9 protein-coding genes are annotated in these 15424 nt (G+C 68.8%); all 9 read right to left on the bottom strand.

Going from position 1 to position 15424, the window contains the following annotated elements; all coding sequences use genetic code 11:
- On the bottom strand, nucleotides 1-1455 hold a 1455-nt coding region (locus ADY01_RS02155; RefSeq protein WP_199826141.1), incomplete at its 3' end, for a type I polyketide synthase.
- A 497-nt stretch (nucleotides 1456-1952) separates the two neighbouring features.
- Nucleotides 1953-3581, bottom strand: coding sequence for an ABC transporter permease (locus ADY01_RS02150; RefSeq protein WP_049564605.1), 1629 nt, complete (start codon nucleotides 3579-3581; stop codon nucleotides 1953-1955).
- Nucleotides 3578-4501, bottom strand: coding sequence for an ABC transporter ATP-binding protein (locus tag ADY01_RS02145; protein WP_049564629.1), 924 nt, complete (start codon nucleotides 4499-4501; stop codon nucleotides 3578-3580). Before ADY01_RS02145 ends, ADY01_RS02150 begins: the two co-directional genes overlap by 4 nt.
- The gene (locus ADY01_RS02140; RefSeq protein ID WP_049564626.1) at nucleotides 4494-5201 is read right to left on the bottom strand and encodes a TetR/AcrR family transcriptional regulator; all 708 of its coding nucleotides are present in this window, start codon (nucleotides 5199-5201) and stop codon (nucleotides 4494-4496) included. The genes ADY01_RS02145 and ADY01_RS02140 overlap by 8 nt, the downstream gene beginning before the upstream one ends.
- A 417-nt stretch (nucleotides 5202-5618) precedes the next feature.
- The gene (locus tag ADY01_RS02135; RefSeq protein ID WP_078899918.1) at nucleotides 5619-6095 is read right to left on the bottom strand and encodes a cold shock domain-containing protein; all 477 of its coding nucleotides are present in this window, start codon (nucleotides 6093-6095) and stop codon (nucleotides 5619-5621) included.
- A 161-nt stretch (nucleotides 6096-6256) separates the two neighbouring features.
- On the bottom strand, nucleotides 6257-9067 hold the full coding sequence (locus tag ADY01_RS02130; protein ID WP_049564603.1) for a helix-turn-helix transcriptional regulator: 2811 nt from the start codon (nucleotides 9065-9067) through the stop codon (nucleotides 6257-6259).
- Between the two features lie 193 nt (nucleotides 9068-9260).
- Complete coding sequence (locus ADY01_RS02125) at nucleotides 9261-12044, bottom strand: AAA family ATPase (protein WP_078899917.1); 2784 nt, start codon at nucleotides 12042-12044, stop codon at nucleotides 9261-9263.
- Between the two features lie 931 nt (nucleotides 12045-12975).
- Entirely contained in the window at nucleotides 12976-13875 is a 900-nt protein-coding gene (locus tag ADY01_RS02120) for an alpha/beta fold hydrolase (protein WP_234320009.1), read from the bottom strand.
- 82 nt (nucleotides 13876-13957) lie between these two features.
- Nucleotides 13958-15325 carry a Na+/H+ antiporter NhaA gene (gene nhaA / locus ADY01_RS02115; protein WP_049564598.1) on the bottom strand — a complete coding sequence of 456 codons (1368 nt, stop codon included), beginning with the start codon at nucleotides 15323-15325 and terminating at the stop codon, nucleotides 13958-13960.
- Nucleotides 15326-15424: the final 99 nt, after the last annotated feature.

Here is a 15424-nt window from a genome sequence, read left to right as displayed (position 1 = left end):
CGGCACCACACCCAACCCCGGGCCCTCCGCCACCTCCACCGCACCGGCCTCCCGCTCCGGCGCCTCCTCCACGATCACATGCGCATTCGTCCCGCTGATCCCGAACGACGACACGCCCGCCCGCCGCGGGCGCCCGTTCCGTTCCCACGCCACCGGCTCGGTCAGCAACTCCACCGCGCCCGCCGACCAGTCGATCCGTGGCGACGGCTCGTCCACATGCAGCGTCTTGGGCAGCAGGCCATGGCGTATGGCCATCACCATCTTGATGACGCCCGCCACACCCGCGGCCGCCTGCGTATGCCCGATGTTCGACTTGATGGAGCCCAGCCACAACGGCCGGCTCTCGCCTCGGTCCTGCCCATAGGTCGCCAGCAACGCCTGCGCCTCGATCGGATCGCCCAGCGCCGTCCCCGTACCGTGCGCCTCCACCGCGTCCACGTCCCCCACCGACAGCCGCGCGTTCGCCAGCGCCTGCCGGATCACCCGCTGCTGCGACGGACCATTCGGCGCCGTCAAACCATTCGACGCACCGTCCTGGTTGGTAGCGCTGCCCCGCACCACCGCCAGCACACGGTGACCATTCCGCTGAGCATCCGACAGCCGCTCCACCAGCAGCATGCCCACGCCCTCGGACATGGCGAGGCCGTCCGCGGCTGCTGAGAACGCCTTGCTCCGCCCGTCGGGAGCGAGTCCGCGTTGGCGGCTGAAGGTGACGAACTCCCCCGGGCTGGACATGACGGTGACGCCGCCGACCAGGGCGAGCGAGCAGTCGCCGTTGCGCAGCGCCTGCACCGCAAGGTGCAGCGCCACCAGCGACGAGGAACAGGCGGTGTCGACGGAGACGGCGGGGCCTTCGAGGCCAAGGGTGTAAGCCACGCGCCCGGAGAGCACGCTGGCCGAACTGCCCGTCGAGAAGTGGCCTTCGAGCTCGTCAGGGATCTTCGGGAGGGTGGAGCCGTGGTCCACGAGGTTGAATCCGATGAAGGAACCGGTCTTGGTGCCCTTCAGCGTGGCCGGGTCGATGCCGGCGCTTTCGAGCACCTCCCAGGAGGATTCCAGGATGAGCCGCTGCTGCGGATCCATCGCCAACGCCTCGCGCGGCGAAATCTCGAAGAAGTCGGCGTCGAATTCGCCCGCGTTCTTGAGGAAGCCGCCTTCCCTGGTGTACGAGGTCCCGGGACGGTCGGGATCCGGGTCGAAGAGACTCGCCATATCCCAGCCACGATCGTCGGGGAACGACGAAATCGCGTCCCGCCCGTCGTGCACGAGTTGCCACAGTTCCTCGGGAGATTCCACACCACCCGGAAAACGGCATGCCATTCCCACGATGGCAATCGGCTCGCGTGCCGACTCCTCCACTTCCTGGAGACGCTGGCGGGTTTCGTACAGTTCCGCAGAAGCCCACTTCAGGTAATCGCGAAGAGTCTTTTCGTTCGAAACGGGATCGTTCGACATGGCGGCTGGGCTCCTCCGTCGTCACATCCTCTATGCCAGCGGACCCTATAAGGGACTTGGCGTCGTGGACGACACCCCTGGCCGCGATCAGGGGTCCAATAGAGGAATTCCCCAGCCCCTCCGGAGCGCTATAGGGGTTGACCGATGCACCCTAGGGGTTGACGGCTACGAGGGGTAACGAGTAATGCCTTGACCGGGGGAGGTGAAACCGCAATCGCGAGAATCTCGCACCTCGGCGAAGCGCAGGGAGCGGCCATCGACTCCGCCTCGGAGGAAAGCGCCACAATGCACTGGAGGATTCAGCCACTCACCCGTCTCGAATCTTCCGCTTCTTCACCTTATCCCAATTCTCTGGCGTCGATGGTGAGGGGCGGCGGCCCTCGCCCGGATATGGGACGTGAGGCCCGCCGCCCCGTGTCGCCGTCCAGCGGGCGGCGGAAGCAGTGGCTGAGGCGGGTCGGCGGTTCCTCGCGGAGCCCGCGAGGAACCGCGTCGCGTCAGGCGGGCAGATCCCGACGCCGGACTCCGGCGAGCCCCACCGCGATGAGCGCCGCGGCGATAAGGGTGAGCGTGCCCAACGTCAGCGCGCTTGGCGGGCCGAAGAAGGGCAGTACGTGGGCGAAGGGGGAGAACGTCTCGAACACCCAGTCCGGCATGCCCGCGTGCCGACCGAGCTCGACGGTCAGGGCGACCACCAGCGCGCCCCAGCCCACGATCACGCCGCCGCGGCCGATCAGGCCGTAGGCCGCCATGGCGATCCCCACGATCACCCATACAGCAGGAATCAGGCCGGCGTTGGTGGTCACCATGTCGCCGACGTCATCGCTGCCGACGCCGAAGCACAGGCCGACGGCGAGCAGCAAGACCGCCGGCATGGCCAGGGCGACCAGCAGGTGGCCCACGACCCAGCGGACGCGGCTGACCGGGGTGCTCAGCAACAGTTCGGCATGTCCGTCGGTCTCCTCTTCACTCAGCCGCAGCAGCGTCATGAGGGCGTAGGCGGCGATGGGGAAGCACATCATGAAGGCGATGTAGGCGAAGAACGCCTCACCTGTGTTGTTCGCGCCCATCGCGTCGGCCCATGCGCGGAACTGCTCGCTGTCGGAGTACTCCTCCATGGCGTCCGCGCCGACGAATCCCGTGGGCAGGCTGATGGCGATGGCACCCACCAGCCAGACCGCCGCCATACCGCGGTGGAGCCGCCAGGTCAGCGCGCTCGAACTGCGCAGTCCGGGGGCGGCCCGGGCCGGGCCGGGCCGGGCGGACATCATGCCGGCACCCAGGTCGCGGCGGGCGGCGAGGCGTCCGGCGGTCCACAGCAGTGCGCCGACGAGCAACGCCACGAGCAGGAAGGGCCACCAGCGCTCCTCGGCGAAGGGGCGGGAGCGTTGCAGCCAGCCGTTGGGGGTCAGCCAGCCCAGCCACCTCACGAAGCCGTCACCCATGTCGGCCGCGCCCCGGGCGAAGTGAAGGCCGATGAAGAGCGCGAACGCGCCGATGGTGGCGGCCCGCGCGTTCTCTGTCAGCTGGGCGGCGACGGCCGCCATGCCGGCCGCTAGCCAGACCGCGCCCATCATGACCAGGCCGAAGGCGAGCGACCCGGCGCCCGGCATGCCCGCGCTGGACATCCCGGCGGCCGAGAAGAGCGCGATGATCACGCCGGAGCCGAGCACGACGGTAAGGGCGGCGCCGAGCTGAGCATGCCGACCCACCGCCGTGGATCCCACCAGTTCGCTCCGGCCGGCCTGTTCCTCGCCCCGGGTGTGCCGGACGACGAAGATCACCGCGCCGAGGGCTGCGATCAGGGTGGCGCCACCGATCGCCTCCTGGGCGACCAGGGCGTTGATGTCCATCCCATACGCCGGCCCCTGGAAGAGCTTGAACATGGGGACGTCGTGCATGACCTCGTTGTACCGGTCCTGGACCGCCTGAGCGTCGGGGAAAGTGGTCTCCCTGGCGTTCGCCCGGCTCGTCACGATGCCGAGGGTCACCACCAGCCACACGGGCAGCCAGACCCGGTCACGGCGCAGGATGAGGCGGATCAGCCGCGGCACGCCGGTCAGAGGGCCCGACGCCACGGCCTTCGCCGGAGCCGGCCTGGGCAGCGTGGCGGCCGGGGCGCTCATCGCGCCACCGCCGCGGAGTCGCCGGCACCGACGTCCGTGGTCCGGTAGTGCCGGATGAACAGCTCCTCCAGGGTCGGCGGCTGGGTGGTGATGTCGCGCAGACCGAGCGTGCCGAGATACCCGACGACGTCGCCGATGTTCTCGGAGTCGACCTGGCACCGCACCCGGTCGCCGTCGGTGGTGAGGTCGTGCACTCCTGGCCGGGAGGCCAGGTCGGCGGAGGAGGAGGTCACCAGGGCGGTGACGGAGACCCGGGTGAGGTGACGCAACTCGGCCAGGGAGCCGGTCTCCACGATCCGGCCGGCCCGGATGATGCTCACGCGGTCGCAGAGCGCCTCGACCTCGGAGAGGATGTGACTGGAGAGCAGGATGGTGCGCCCTTTGGCCTTCTCGTCCGCGATGCACTCGCGGAAGACGGCGTCCATCAGCGGATCGAGCCCTGAGGTGGGCTCGTCCAGCAGCAGCAATTCGACGTCGGAGACGAGGGTCGCGATCAGTACGACCTTCTGCCGGTTGCCCTTGGAGTAGGTGCGGGACTTCTTGGTCGGGTCCAGCTGGAAGCGCTCGATCAGGGCGTCCTTGCGCTGACGCTGCTCGGCGGTGCCGCGCAGGCGGCCCAGCAGGTCGATGACCTCGCCGCCGGTGAGATTGGGCCACAGGGTCACGTCGCCGGGCACGTAGGCCAGCCGGCGGTGCAACTCGACCGCCTTCTCCCACGGATCATCGCCGAGCAGCCGGACCGTCCCGGCGTCCGAGTTCATCAGACCCAGCAGGACCCGGAGGGTCGTCGTCTTCCCGGCGCCATTCGGCCCGAGGAAGCCGTGGACTTCACCGGTTCGCACGGTCATATCGAGGCCGTCGAGCGCTCGGGTACGCCCGAACGTCTTGATCAGGCCCTCGATTTGAATCGCCTCACTCATCATCTCGTCCATTCGTCGAGGAGGGGGATGACTGGTTACTGCGCTTCTCGTGGCTGTCCACCGCGCTGCGAATGCCGTCACCGACGCTCGACGCGGCGAACTCGGCCATGGCCGTGTAGATGTCGAGCATGGCCACGCCGATGCGGTGCGAGCTCTGCGGGGCGAGGATGTCGTCGCCCATCCGGCGGGAGAGGTGGTCGTGCAGCACGAGCGTCGCCATGTGCATCGCGGCCATGACGGCCGCGGCGTCGCTCGCCTGGGACGACCCGGCGGGAAACCTCTCGGGTGCGATACCGGTGAGGAACTCCTCGGCGACCGTCGCGCCGGTGTCGAACAACGCGGACGCCACGGGGGAACCGTCGACCATGGCGCGGGCCATGTAGCGAATGACGAGCGAGCTCTTCGCCAGGAGCTCCTCCATGAAGTCCGACTTGGTGATCTCGCCGCTGTTCAGACCGAACCGGTCCAGCCCGTCGAACGCCTCGACCACGTACGCGTCACACGCCTCTTGCAGCGCGCTCTTCGACCCGAAGTGATGCTGAAGCAGCCCTGGGGACACCCCAGCCGCCTCGGCGATGCCCTTGATCGTCGCTCCCTTGGTGCCGTGTTCGGCGAACTGCGCCAAGGCCGCGTCTCTGATCCGTGCCCGGCTGGTCAGATCCTCAGCCGGCCGGTCACGCCACTCGGAACCTGGATGCATGACCAGGATGCTATACATCCGCATCGGAAGCTGAAAGGCCGTATGGTGCCGTCTTATCGCGATCCTGACGTGCGGTCAGTGGGCCCCAGCTACCGTCGCGCGGTGCCCTGTTCACCCCACTGAGCTCGGCGCCAACCGCCCCGAGGGGCGGGTCGGTTGCTGTGGATGTGCGCACATCTGACCACCGCCGCCCACGCGGCTGAGGTCGTGCCGGAACTGACGCGCGCCGCAGCGGCGCGTGGAGTCACCAGCCCCGACTGGACCGTCACCGGCAGGCCCCGGCACAGCCGCCTCCCGGAAAGACCGTCATCGTCGACCATCAGGGACCGCCAACACAGCACGAGGCGGCCCAGGAGCCACCGCGCCCCGGCCGGGGCCGTACTCCGGCCGGGCACGCGCGAGATGTCGCGTCTTCGTTCAGGTCTCGCTGGCCTCGACCCAGCCGTGAGCCAGGGCCGCCTCGGCGAGGCGCGTCCGCACCCGGTGGATCTGCGCGGCCGTCAGCGTCCCGTCCGCGTTGATGAGGATCTCGGTCACCTCGCCGCGGAAGTCGGCGAGAGACAGGACATCACAGGTGGGTTCGTCGTCCTGTCCATCCTGCGAGGCCGCCGGGGTCGCCGGTGCCGGGGCCGAGGGGGGCGGCACCTCTTCCAGATAGCGGCGGGCGGGCGGTGAGGGGTCCGATGCCGCGGCCGGCGTGACGAGACGGATCTCCGACGCTTTCGGCCCCTTGCCGCCCTCCTCGATGAAGAACTCCACACGCCGCCCCGCCTGGTAGAGGTATTCCTCGGCCAGCAGGTCGTTGGCATGCATGAAGACATCCTCCTGCCCCTCGTCGGGGGCGATGAACCCATAGCCCCGGGACTCGTCGAACCGCAGAATCCTGCCCGTCATCAACACCTTGAAGCTCCCATCAACACCGCAGGCCACGCGTGCCCCTGTGCACGCGCTGTCATCATCCTGGTCATCGTCCTACGCTTCCATCCATGCCCAAGGCCGCTTGCCCGGCCCTGCCTGCCGCTGCCGAACGGGTGCCGGCCGAAGGCACTCCGCCGTCACGCTATGTCCTCGACTTCGAATTGCAGTTCCAGCGGCAGCTGCTCACGGCCGCAGATCTTGAACTTCCGGTAGACGCCGGTGAGGTGCTGCTCAACGGTGCTGATCGTGACGGAGAGGCGGGAGGAGATGTCGCGGTTCGTGTATCCGCACGCGGCCAGCACGGCCACCCGCCTCTCGGAGCTGCTGAGCCGCACCGTGCTGACATCGACGGCGGTGCTCCCCATCCCGCCGCTGTTCCTATGGTCTTCACCGTGTTCGAGGTGCCCTCCGGAGCAGAGCGGCTCGGCTCCGCACTCCCTGGCCAGCTGCCAGGCACGGCGGGAGGCCATCGCGGCCTGGGCCGTCTCGCCGAGTCGCCTGTACACGTCGGCGAGGTCGTACAACGTGCGGGCCAGTTCAAGTCGGTCACCGGCGCCGTGCAGTAACGACATCGAGCGTGCCAGGATCGGAAGACGCCTGTCCGGCGGAGCGGTTGCCGCGAGCAGGCGCAAGGTCATGCCCCGGGCTCTGCCGCAGTTGTCGGCGATCCTGGCCTCCTGCTCCACGACCAGCCGCTCGGCCTCCTCCCGCTGTCCGAGCCGGAGCAGCACTTCGGCCGTGTCACCCCGCCAGGGCAGCCAGGCCGGAATGTCGGTGCCCCAGCGGCGTGCCAACTGTCCGACGGACATGAAGTCGTCGAGCGCGTCGTCGAGCCGGTCGGTGGCCAGGTGATAGTGGCCTCGTGCCCGGATGTACGTCAGCCCGTGGGTGCTACCGAGCAGGGACTCGGGCGTTGGCTGGTTCAACATGCGTGCGCCTGCCTCATAGTCACCCATGACCGTCTCGCTCATGATCTGGGCGGCCAGCAGCGAGCAGGCGAGAAGGCTCCTGTTGGGCCCGGATATCCGCTCGAGACCGAGTCGGGCCAGATCCCTCGCTCGCCGTATGTCGCCCTGGTGGTAGGCGCCTTCCGCTTGGAGTCCCGCGAAATGCGCGGACCAGCCCGATGCGCCGCGGCGGTCCGCCTCCTTCAGAAGGACCCCGCTCCAGTACTGGGCCCTGTCGGCTCCTCCCCCGTATGTCAGGCACTTGATGGCGCTGCTGATGGCTTCCACCGTCGAATCCGTGAGGACGCACCGCTGGAGCAGTTCCTGAGCCGCGGCGGTGATCTCGTCCCCGGCGGCGGGGACGGGCCCGGCCCAGGGCACCACCTCGTACCCCGTCGTCGTGCCCGGTCCGGGGACCGAGCCCTGGTACGAGGATCCGTCGTCGCCGGGCCTCTCGCCCACGTCTTCGCTCACCCAGGGGTGGTGCCGCCCGCCGACCAGGGCCCGCGGGCCGGCCGCCCAGTCGACGGGAACGGGAGACTCTCCCTCGCCCAGCCTTCGCAGCGTGCCGAAGACCTCCCCGGCATCCTCGATCCGGCCTTGCCCGGTGAGGACATTGGCCAGCTTCGCGCGGTGCTGTGCGGTGAGCTCCCCGGTCCGCAGACTCAGCAGCAGTTCATCGCCCAGCCTCTCCGCGGCCCAAGGATCGCCGCGCTGGAGGATGACGGCGGACCTGAGGCGGATCTCGACGCGCTGCCGCGCATCGGGGCAGAAGCGGTAGGCCAGGTCCAGATAGGCGATCGCCAACGTGTCCCGGTCGTCGGCCAGCACCTCTTCCGCGGCCTCCTGGAGCACGGGCACCCCCCACGGTTCCTCGACACGTTCCGCGTTCCGCAGATGCGCTGCGATGCTCACCACGGAGGCGCCGTCCGCGTACAGGAGTGCCGCTGCACGGCTGTGCAGTTCCCGTCGGCGTCCCGGGTCCATACCGTCGAGGACGGCTGTCCGTGCGGCGGAATGCCGGAACCCGAAGTCCTCGGTCACGCCCGTGGCCCGGAGTACGCGGGTGCCGAGCTCGGCCACGGCCAGAGGAAGCCGGCAGAGCCGCCGGAGGAGGTCCAGGCCGGCGGCGTCGCCCAGGACGGCGAGCCCCTCGGCCACGCGTGCGGCCACGGGCCCGCTGCGGTCCACGCAGGTCAGAATGGCGTGGGCGAACACCTCGCCCCCCGTGAGCACTTTCAGCCGCTCCGACGGATCGGGCACCGCGCTCGCCGTCAGATGGTCTTCCAGGAGCGCTCGGATCAGCAGGGGATTCCCGCCGGTGGCGGCGTGGAGACCGTCCACCAGCAGGTCGTCGACGGCCATGCGAGCGTGCTCGTTCACGAGCGACGTGACGCCGTCCGGGTCCAGGCTGGTGAGCCGCATGCGCCGGTACTCGGGCTGCTGAAGGAACACGTCACGGTACGCGGTGCTCCACTGCCGGTGGTGCAGGACCTCGGTGAAGACCATCATGAGTCCCGTCGCCCTGGCACGCGCGGCGATGTACAGCAGGCGTCGCAGGGACCTGTCGTCCGCATGGTGCGCGTCGTCGACGCCGATGACGACGGGGCGCTCATGGGCGACGGCACGCAGATCCGCGCAGGCCCTGAACATTTCTCCCGCGTGGGCCCGTCCAGGAGTCACGGCATCGGGCGGATCGCCTGAACCCATGTCGCCCGCCGATAGGGCAGCCAGACACCGCCCGATGTCGTCCGAGGCCGGCGCGCTCTCGGCCAGTTGTCGCATCACCGACAGGGGCAGGTCCCGCTCCGAGCTCAGCGCGGCCGCCCTGAGGACGACCGCTCCCTCCGCCGACGCCTGCTCCATCAGCGCGTCGAGCAGTGCGGTCTTGCCGCAGCCGGCGGGGCCCTCCAGGACGGTGACGTTGGGTCTTCCCGACAGGCAGTCGGCGAGCGCTGACTTGAGCTTGTAGAGTTCCGCTTCTCTGGCGAATATCGGCATGCAGATCCACCCTCGACCACTGTACGCAATCGGATCAAATCAGCGCTGAATCGCGCGAGTATTTCGCATTCCCCTGCTCACGGCAGCAGCAGACGGATTCCGGCAGTGCCCATCTCCACCCGATCCGGCACACTTCGCGAGTGAAAAGCACAATCGAGGGCACGTCGGTCATCCACCGCGCAGTCCTGCGGCGTCAGGCGACCCCACCTAATTCGAACGGTATGTCGAGCGGGAGCTGCCGGCGGCCCCTGATGTCGAGCTTCCGGTATACGCGGGTGAGGTGCTGCTCCACCGTACTCACGGTGATATGAAGCCTCGCGGAGATGTCTCGGTTGCTGAAGCCGCTGGCCGCCAGCACGGCCACCTTCCTCTCGGAGTCGCTGAGCCTCGTCGCCCAGGCGTCAGCGGCGCCCCGCACCTCGTCCTCCTGCCGCCCCAGCGACTCGTCGTTCTCCTGCCGCAACCGCGCGCACAGCGGCTCGGCTCCGCACTCCCTCGCGAGCTGCCAGGCCCGCCGCGTGGCCACGTCGGCCCGAGTCGTCTCGCCGAGACACCGATGGGCCTCGCCGAGGTCCAGCAGCGCCCGTGCCAGTTCCAGCCGGTCTCCGGCCACTTGCAACTTGCGGACGGCGCGAGTGAGCAGGGACAGCCGTCCCTGTGGTTCGGTGGCCGCGCCGAGCAGCCGGAGGGACATGCCGCGGACTCGCGTCCGTCGGCGCCCGGTCATCGCCAACTGCTCGACCACCAGCCGCTCGGCTTCCGCTCGGTGGCCGAGCAGTAAGCACGCCTCGGCGGCGTCACCGCGCCACGGCAGCCAGGCCGGATCGTCGACGGACCAGCGGATGGCCAGCCTTCCCGCGGTCAGGAAGTCGTCGAGCGCGACGTGCGGACGACGGGTGGCCAGGCTGTGCAGCCCTCGCGCCCGTAGATAGATCAGCCCGTAGCCGCTGCCGAGCAGCGACTCGGCCGGTGGCCGGTTCAGCTCCCTCGCGCTCGCCTCGTAATGGCCCAGAGCGGTCTGGGCCATCACCTGAAGGCCGATCAGTCCGCCCGCGAGAACACCACCTTTGCGCTCGGAAAGGCGGCTCAGGGCGTCTTGGGTGATGGCCTCGGCGTCAGTCGGCTTTCCGAGATGCAAAGCGATGTCGGCCCGCAGCAGGGAGAGCAGGGCATACCAGCCGTCGGCCTTCCGCCGAAGGGATTCACTCAGGAACAGGTCGCACCAGTGCCGCGCCGTTTCGGTTCTCCCGTCATGCAGGAGATATCTGAGTGCGGTGATGATCGGCTCGAGTGTCGAGTCGTTCAGTGCCGAGCGGCGCAGTGTCGCCTCGGATGCGGTCACGACGTCTTCGGTACTCGTCTCCGCGACCGGTGATTCCGGCCGTGCACCGTGGCGATGATGGCGCGCCGGCAGCAGGATGCGTCCGCTGTGAGGTCCTCCGCGGAGCGGGCGCACGACCACGCGCTTGTACGGGAGCGTGGCATGGGCGTCGTAGGAGGCGAGTGTCCGGGCGTCCGCGGTGAGAGCCGGCGCGGAAGCGTCCTCGCCCCTGAGTTCCGACTCCACTCGCATCACCTCGTCCAGCTCCGCGAAGCGGAAATGCCTACGGAACAGGTCGGCGACCGCTTGGCACTGGTCGAGCGCTACCCGGCCGGACCGCAGGTCCCGGAGCAGTTCCTCGGCGACTCGTTCCCCGGCCAGTGGGTTGGTGCGGCACAGAACGATGGCCGTCCGGAGGCGGATCGATGTGCGCTGCCGTTCATCGGAGCTCAGGCGGTGGGCCAGTTCCAGGTACTGGAGCGCCGCGTGGTGCCCACCTTCGACGAGGACTTCCTCGGCCGCCTCTCGCAGAACCGTGACGTCCCACGGCTCCGGGACGCGCCCGGCGGCCACCACGTGCGGAGCGATGGCGGCAGCTGCCGCGCCCTCGGCGCGTAGGAGGACCGCTGCCGACCGGTGCAGTTGCCTTCGGCGCTCCGGATCCATCCACTCCAGGACGCTCTCCCGCGCCATGGGATGACGGAATCGGCCATGAAGGATGATGCCGGCGGCTTCGAGCGCACGCACCCCCCGGTCCGTCGATGCGTAGGAAGTTCCACAGAGTTGGCTCAACGCCCCGACCGAGCCGACCTCGAGAACAGCCAGCCCGTCGGCCGCCACCGACGCGGCCGGGCCGCTGTTGGCCAGACAGGTGAGCACGGCCTCCGGGAAGGCGCCGGTGTGCGAGGCCTGGGGCGGCGTCCCCCGCGAAGACGACATGGACACGGCCGTCTTCTCCGCGAGAAGTGCCCTCAGCAGAAGGGGATTCCCGCCGGTGAGCGCGTGATACCGCCGGACCGTCGTCTCATCGGGCTCCGCGTGGAGATGCTCGGCGATGAGGCCGGCCACCTCCGGGCGTTCGAGACAGCCGACGCGGAGACGCCGTAGGTGCGACAGTCGCAGGAACTCGGTGCGGCAGGCATGGTCCTGCTGGTGACAGTACGGAGTCTCCGTGGCAACCATCATCAACCGGGTGCCTCGCGAGCGGCCGGCGATGTACAGCAGATACCGCAACGAGGTGGCGTCCATGTACTGGAGGCCGTCGACGCAGATCAGCAGGGGTTGCGTCGCCATCAGGTCGCGCAGCGCGGTCCAGAGTCGCTGCATCTCGGAGGTGCCTCCCCGCGGACTCGCAGCGGAGCGGAGGAGGGGGGCTCCCGCCTCGTCCAGCAAGGCGCGAAGTCGCCTTCCGGTCTCCTCGGAGAGCGACGGGTTGTCGAGCAACTGGCGCATGAGACTCAGCGGCAGCGAGGTCTCGGACGGCAGGGCCTGAGCCCAGAGCACGAACACCCCGACCGACGCGGCGTGCTGCGAGAAGTCACAGAGGAGCTCCGTCTTCCCGCATCCTGCTGGACCTTCCAGGATTACTATTCCACCTCTGCTTGAGGCGGATTCATCAAGGGCAAGTTTCAACGTTGTAAGATGCGGGTGCGCCATAGGAAAGTCTCAATCCCCCGTTCCATCTAAGGCTTTGCCGCAGGAACTTGGTAGGCGGCTCACGCCGACTACCGGAGCCCGGGACGGATGAGCTGGTCAAGGTCATCTCGTCACTACGGGCTAGCGATCGCGCTGATGGTCAGCTCCGATGAAACCCGGTGCCAGACCCCATGTCAACAGGTGCCCCGCAGGTACCAACGCGATCGAAACCAGGGGTGTATTTGTTGCGTTAGGGATCTGCGCATCTATTGATGTTCATAATTCCACGCGGTATTCTCCCCTCGGCTGACTGCGGCCCAATGCCCTGCTGTGGCCGGCACAGTTCCCCGCACGACGTTCGGCCACCTCATCAGGGTGATCCAGTACGTTCCATGGGTGCGGTGCGGGGCGCGCCGATCACCCGGAGCGGTCGGCCTGCCTGCGCCAACTCATGACAGTCCCTGCCTGTTCACCGCTGCGCAGCCATGCCGGAAGCCGACTCACGACCTCGGAAGAAGGAGGTCGACCGGTCCGTGCTGGGGAGCACCCACCACCGCCCCAGCAGGTCGGGCAATTCCTGGCCGTCCGGGAGAACAGCGAAGCGTCTCGGGTACAGACGTTGTGGAGCCGTGCGGTGTTCAGGTGCCGAGTGACGTCGCCGTGCCGGATTCGTACCCGCGCGCTCTCAGCATGCTTTCCGTCATGCGCCTCGGTTCACCTTCGAGACTTCACCCGCTGAAGGCGGGAGCCGCGGCCATGAGGGCCAATTCGCCGTGCCGATTCGCGACAAGTATGGACCCGGTCACCGCGTCATCGTCATGGTTACGGCCACTATGACCGGCATAGGAGTGGATCCATTTCCACCTCCGTGATGTCGTTCGGGACGATCCAGCGGAACGTCACCTCGAACAGCACCTGATCCCGGGATTCTCAACACAGCACCAGGAACAACTCACGCCACGGCATACACCTCTCCCACCAACGTGGCGATCTCCTTCGGGGCTTCTTCGAAGAGCAGGTGGCCCCGGCCTCCGAAGACACGCAGGTCACTTCCGAGGTGGCGTCGCGTCGCAGGCCCGAGCCGCGCCGGCGGCAACAGGATGTCGTCACTCCCCGCCGCCACCACGCTGGCGCGTGCGCGCCGACGGTCCAGCATCGCCGACGGGAGCGGTCCGGGTGTGAGGGTGCTGTGACAGAACCGGGCGACCACCGTCATCCACTCGGCCAGTCCGGTGGGCACCGGGCTGTCGGGCCCCACCATGTGTCCGAGAAGGTTCGTCGAGCGGTGGAGGGTTGGCCGTGCGAGCCAGGCGACGGTCGTGGCCACCACAGGGGGACTGGCCACGAGCCGCGAGAGCCCCGCGGGGGAGATGAGGACCTGTCCGGCGATCTGTAAGGACGGGCAGGCCAGAATCGCGGCGCCCCCGAGGGAGTGCCCGACGGCCACCGCCGGTCCCGGAACGGTCTGTTCGATGGCTTCGGCGAGCCACTGGCCGTACCACCAGTTCCTCCCCCGACGCGGTCGCTCGTCGCCGCTGAGGCCGGGCTGCCCGGGAATGTCCAGCACGACGGTCGGCCAGCGCGCCGCCAACTCACCCGCGCTCGCCAGACATACCGCCGCGCTCATGTTCGTGCCGGGCACCAGGACCACGGTCGGTGTGTCGCGACTGGGCCGCGGTCCGGCGATCAACGCACTGGTGAGGCCGGCGCAGGTGAGTATCTGCCAGCGCTCGCTGACGACATCCCAGGCATCGATCCGCTGCAGACACCAGTCACGGATCTCCCGCTGTCCTCGCGCGCTTCTGTAGACCGACGCCATCGTCATTTCCTCCCCCCATCGAGGCACCAGCACGGTCAACACTCACTGCGCGGTTCCGGCAGCTCCGCCGGCGCGCTCCTGATCACCGGAGCGGCGAGCACGATCAGCAGCGTCGTCACCGATGCCCCCGGAGCCCATCAGCCACTTCCTCCCCGGCCGGGGCCCGCACGCTCTCGTCCGCACGGCCACGCTGGTAGATGTCCGGGATGCCGTCGCCATCCTCGTCACGTGTCTCCTCCTCCCACAGGCGGCGGTAGACGCCATTGCGCTGCCTGACCAGCACAGCGGCGACCACCGCGGCAAGCAGGGAGGCGACCAGCACGGCTGCCTTGATCTGCTCGACCACCTCCGGGTCGGCGAAGGCCAGTTCACCCATGAGCAGCGCGACCGTGAACCCGATCCCCGCCAGGACCGCGATAGCCAGCACATCGGCCCAGGCCAGATCGGGGTTCAGCCGGGCGCGCGTGAAACGGGCGGCGAGGTAGGTGGCGGCGAAGATGCCGACCGTCTTCCCCACCACCAGGCCGAGCAGCACCCCCAGTGGCTCGGGACGGGTGAAGACCTCACCCAGCGCCGAACCGGAAATGCTCACCCCCGCGGCGAACAGCGCGAACAGCGGCACGGCGACACCCGCCGACACCGGCCGCAGCACGTGCTCCGTCCGCTCCCCCGGCGAAGCAGCCTCCGCCGCACGCCCGTCACCGCCCTCGTCGCGGCGGGTGCGCAGGATCAGCCCGATCGCCACTCCGGCCACGGTGGCGTGCACCCCGCCGTTGTACATCAGCGCCCACGCCGCCACTCCGAGCGGCACGTACCACCACCAGCCGGTGACCCGGAACCGCTGCAGCACATGGATGACGACGAGGGCCACGAGGGCACCGCCCAGGGCCACGATGTCGAGGCTGCTCGTGAAGAAGACCGCGATGACCAGAATCGCGCCCAGGTCGTCGACGACCGCCAGGGTCAGCAGGAAGGCGCGCAACGCGGCGGGAAGGTGGGTACTGAGCACGGCCAGTACGGCGAGGGCGAAGGCGATGTCGGTCGCCATCGGCACTGCCCAGCCGTCCGGCCTGCCGCCACCCGCCGAGGTCGTCAACAGATAGAGGGCAGCTGGAACGACCATGCCGGAGACCGCCGCCACCACCGGCAGGAGCGCGGTGGCCGGGGTGCGCAGCTCGCCCACCACCAGCTCACGTTTCAGCTCGATGCCGGCGACGAGGAAGAAGAGCGTGAGCAGGCCGTCGGCGGTCCAGTGCTGCACCGACAGATCCAGGCCCAGGGACGGAATTCCGAAGTGGAAGTCCCGCAGCGACTCGTAGGCCTCGCGCGCCGGGCTGTTCGCCCAGACCAGGGCGACCACCGCCGCCGCCAGCAGGACCAGACCGCCGACCGTCTCCGTCCGCAGCGCTCGCGTCACGGCCCTGTGCTCAGGCAGCGGAAGTATCCCGAACAGCGGGGGCCGAGGCCGTGGGGGGACGTACATGTGAACGGCTCCGGGAGATCGACGGAAGGACACAGAGTCCTTTTCTTCGCCGACCAGACTTCCCGGCACACCGCGCGCCATGTTGACGCGTTCTTTACA

Source organism: Streptomyces sp. SBT349, from assembly GCF_001083795.1.
In the GTDB taxonomy this organism is placed as follows: domain Bacteria; phylum Actinomycetota; class Actinomycetes; order Streptomycetales; family Streptomycetaceae; genus Streptomyces.
Note: the sequence above shows the minus strand (reverse complement) of the source record. Positions and strands in the feature narration are given on the sequence as shown.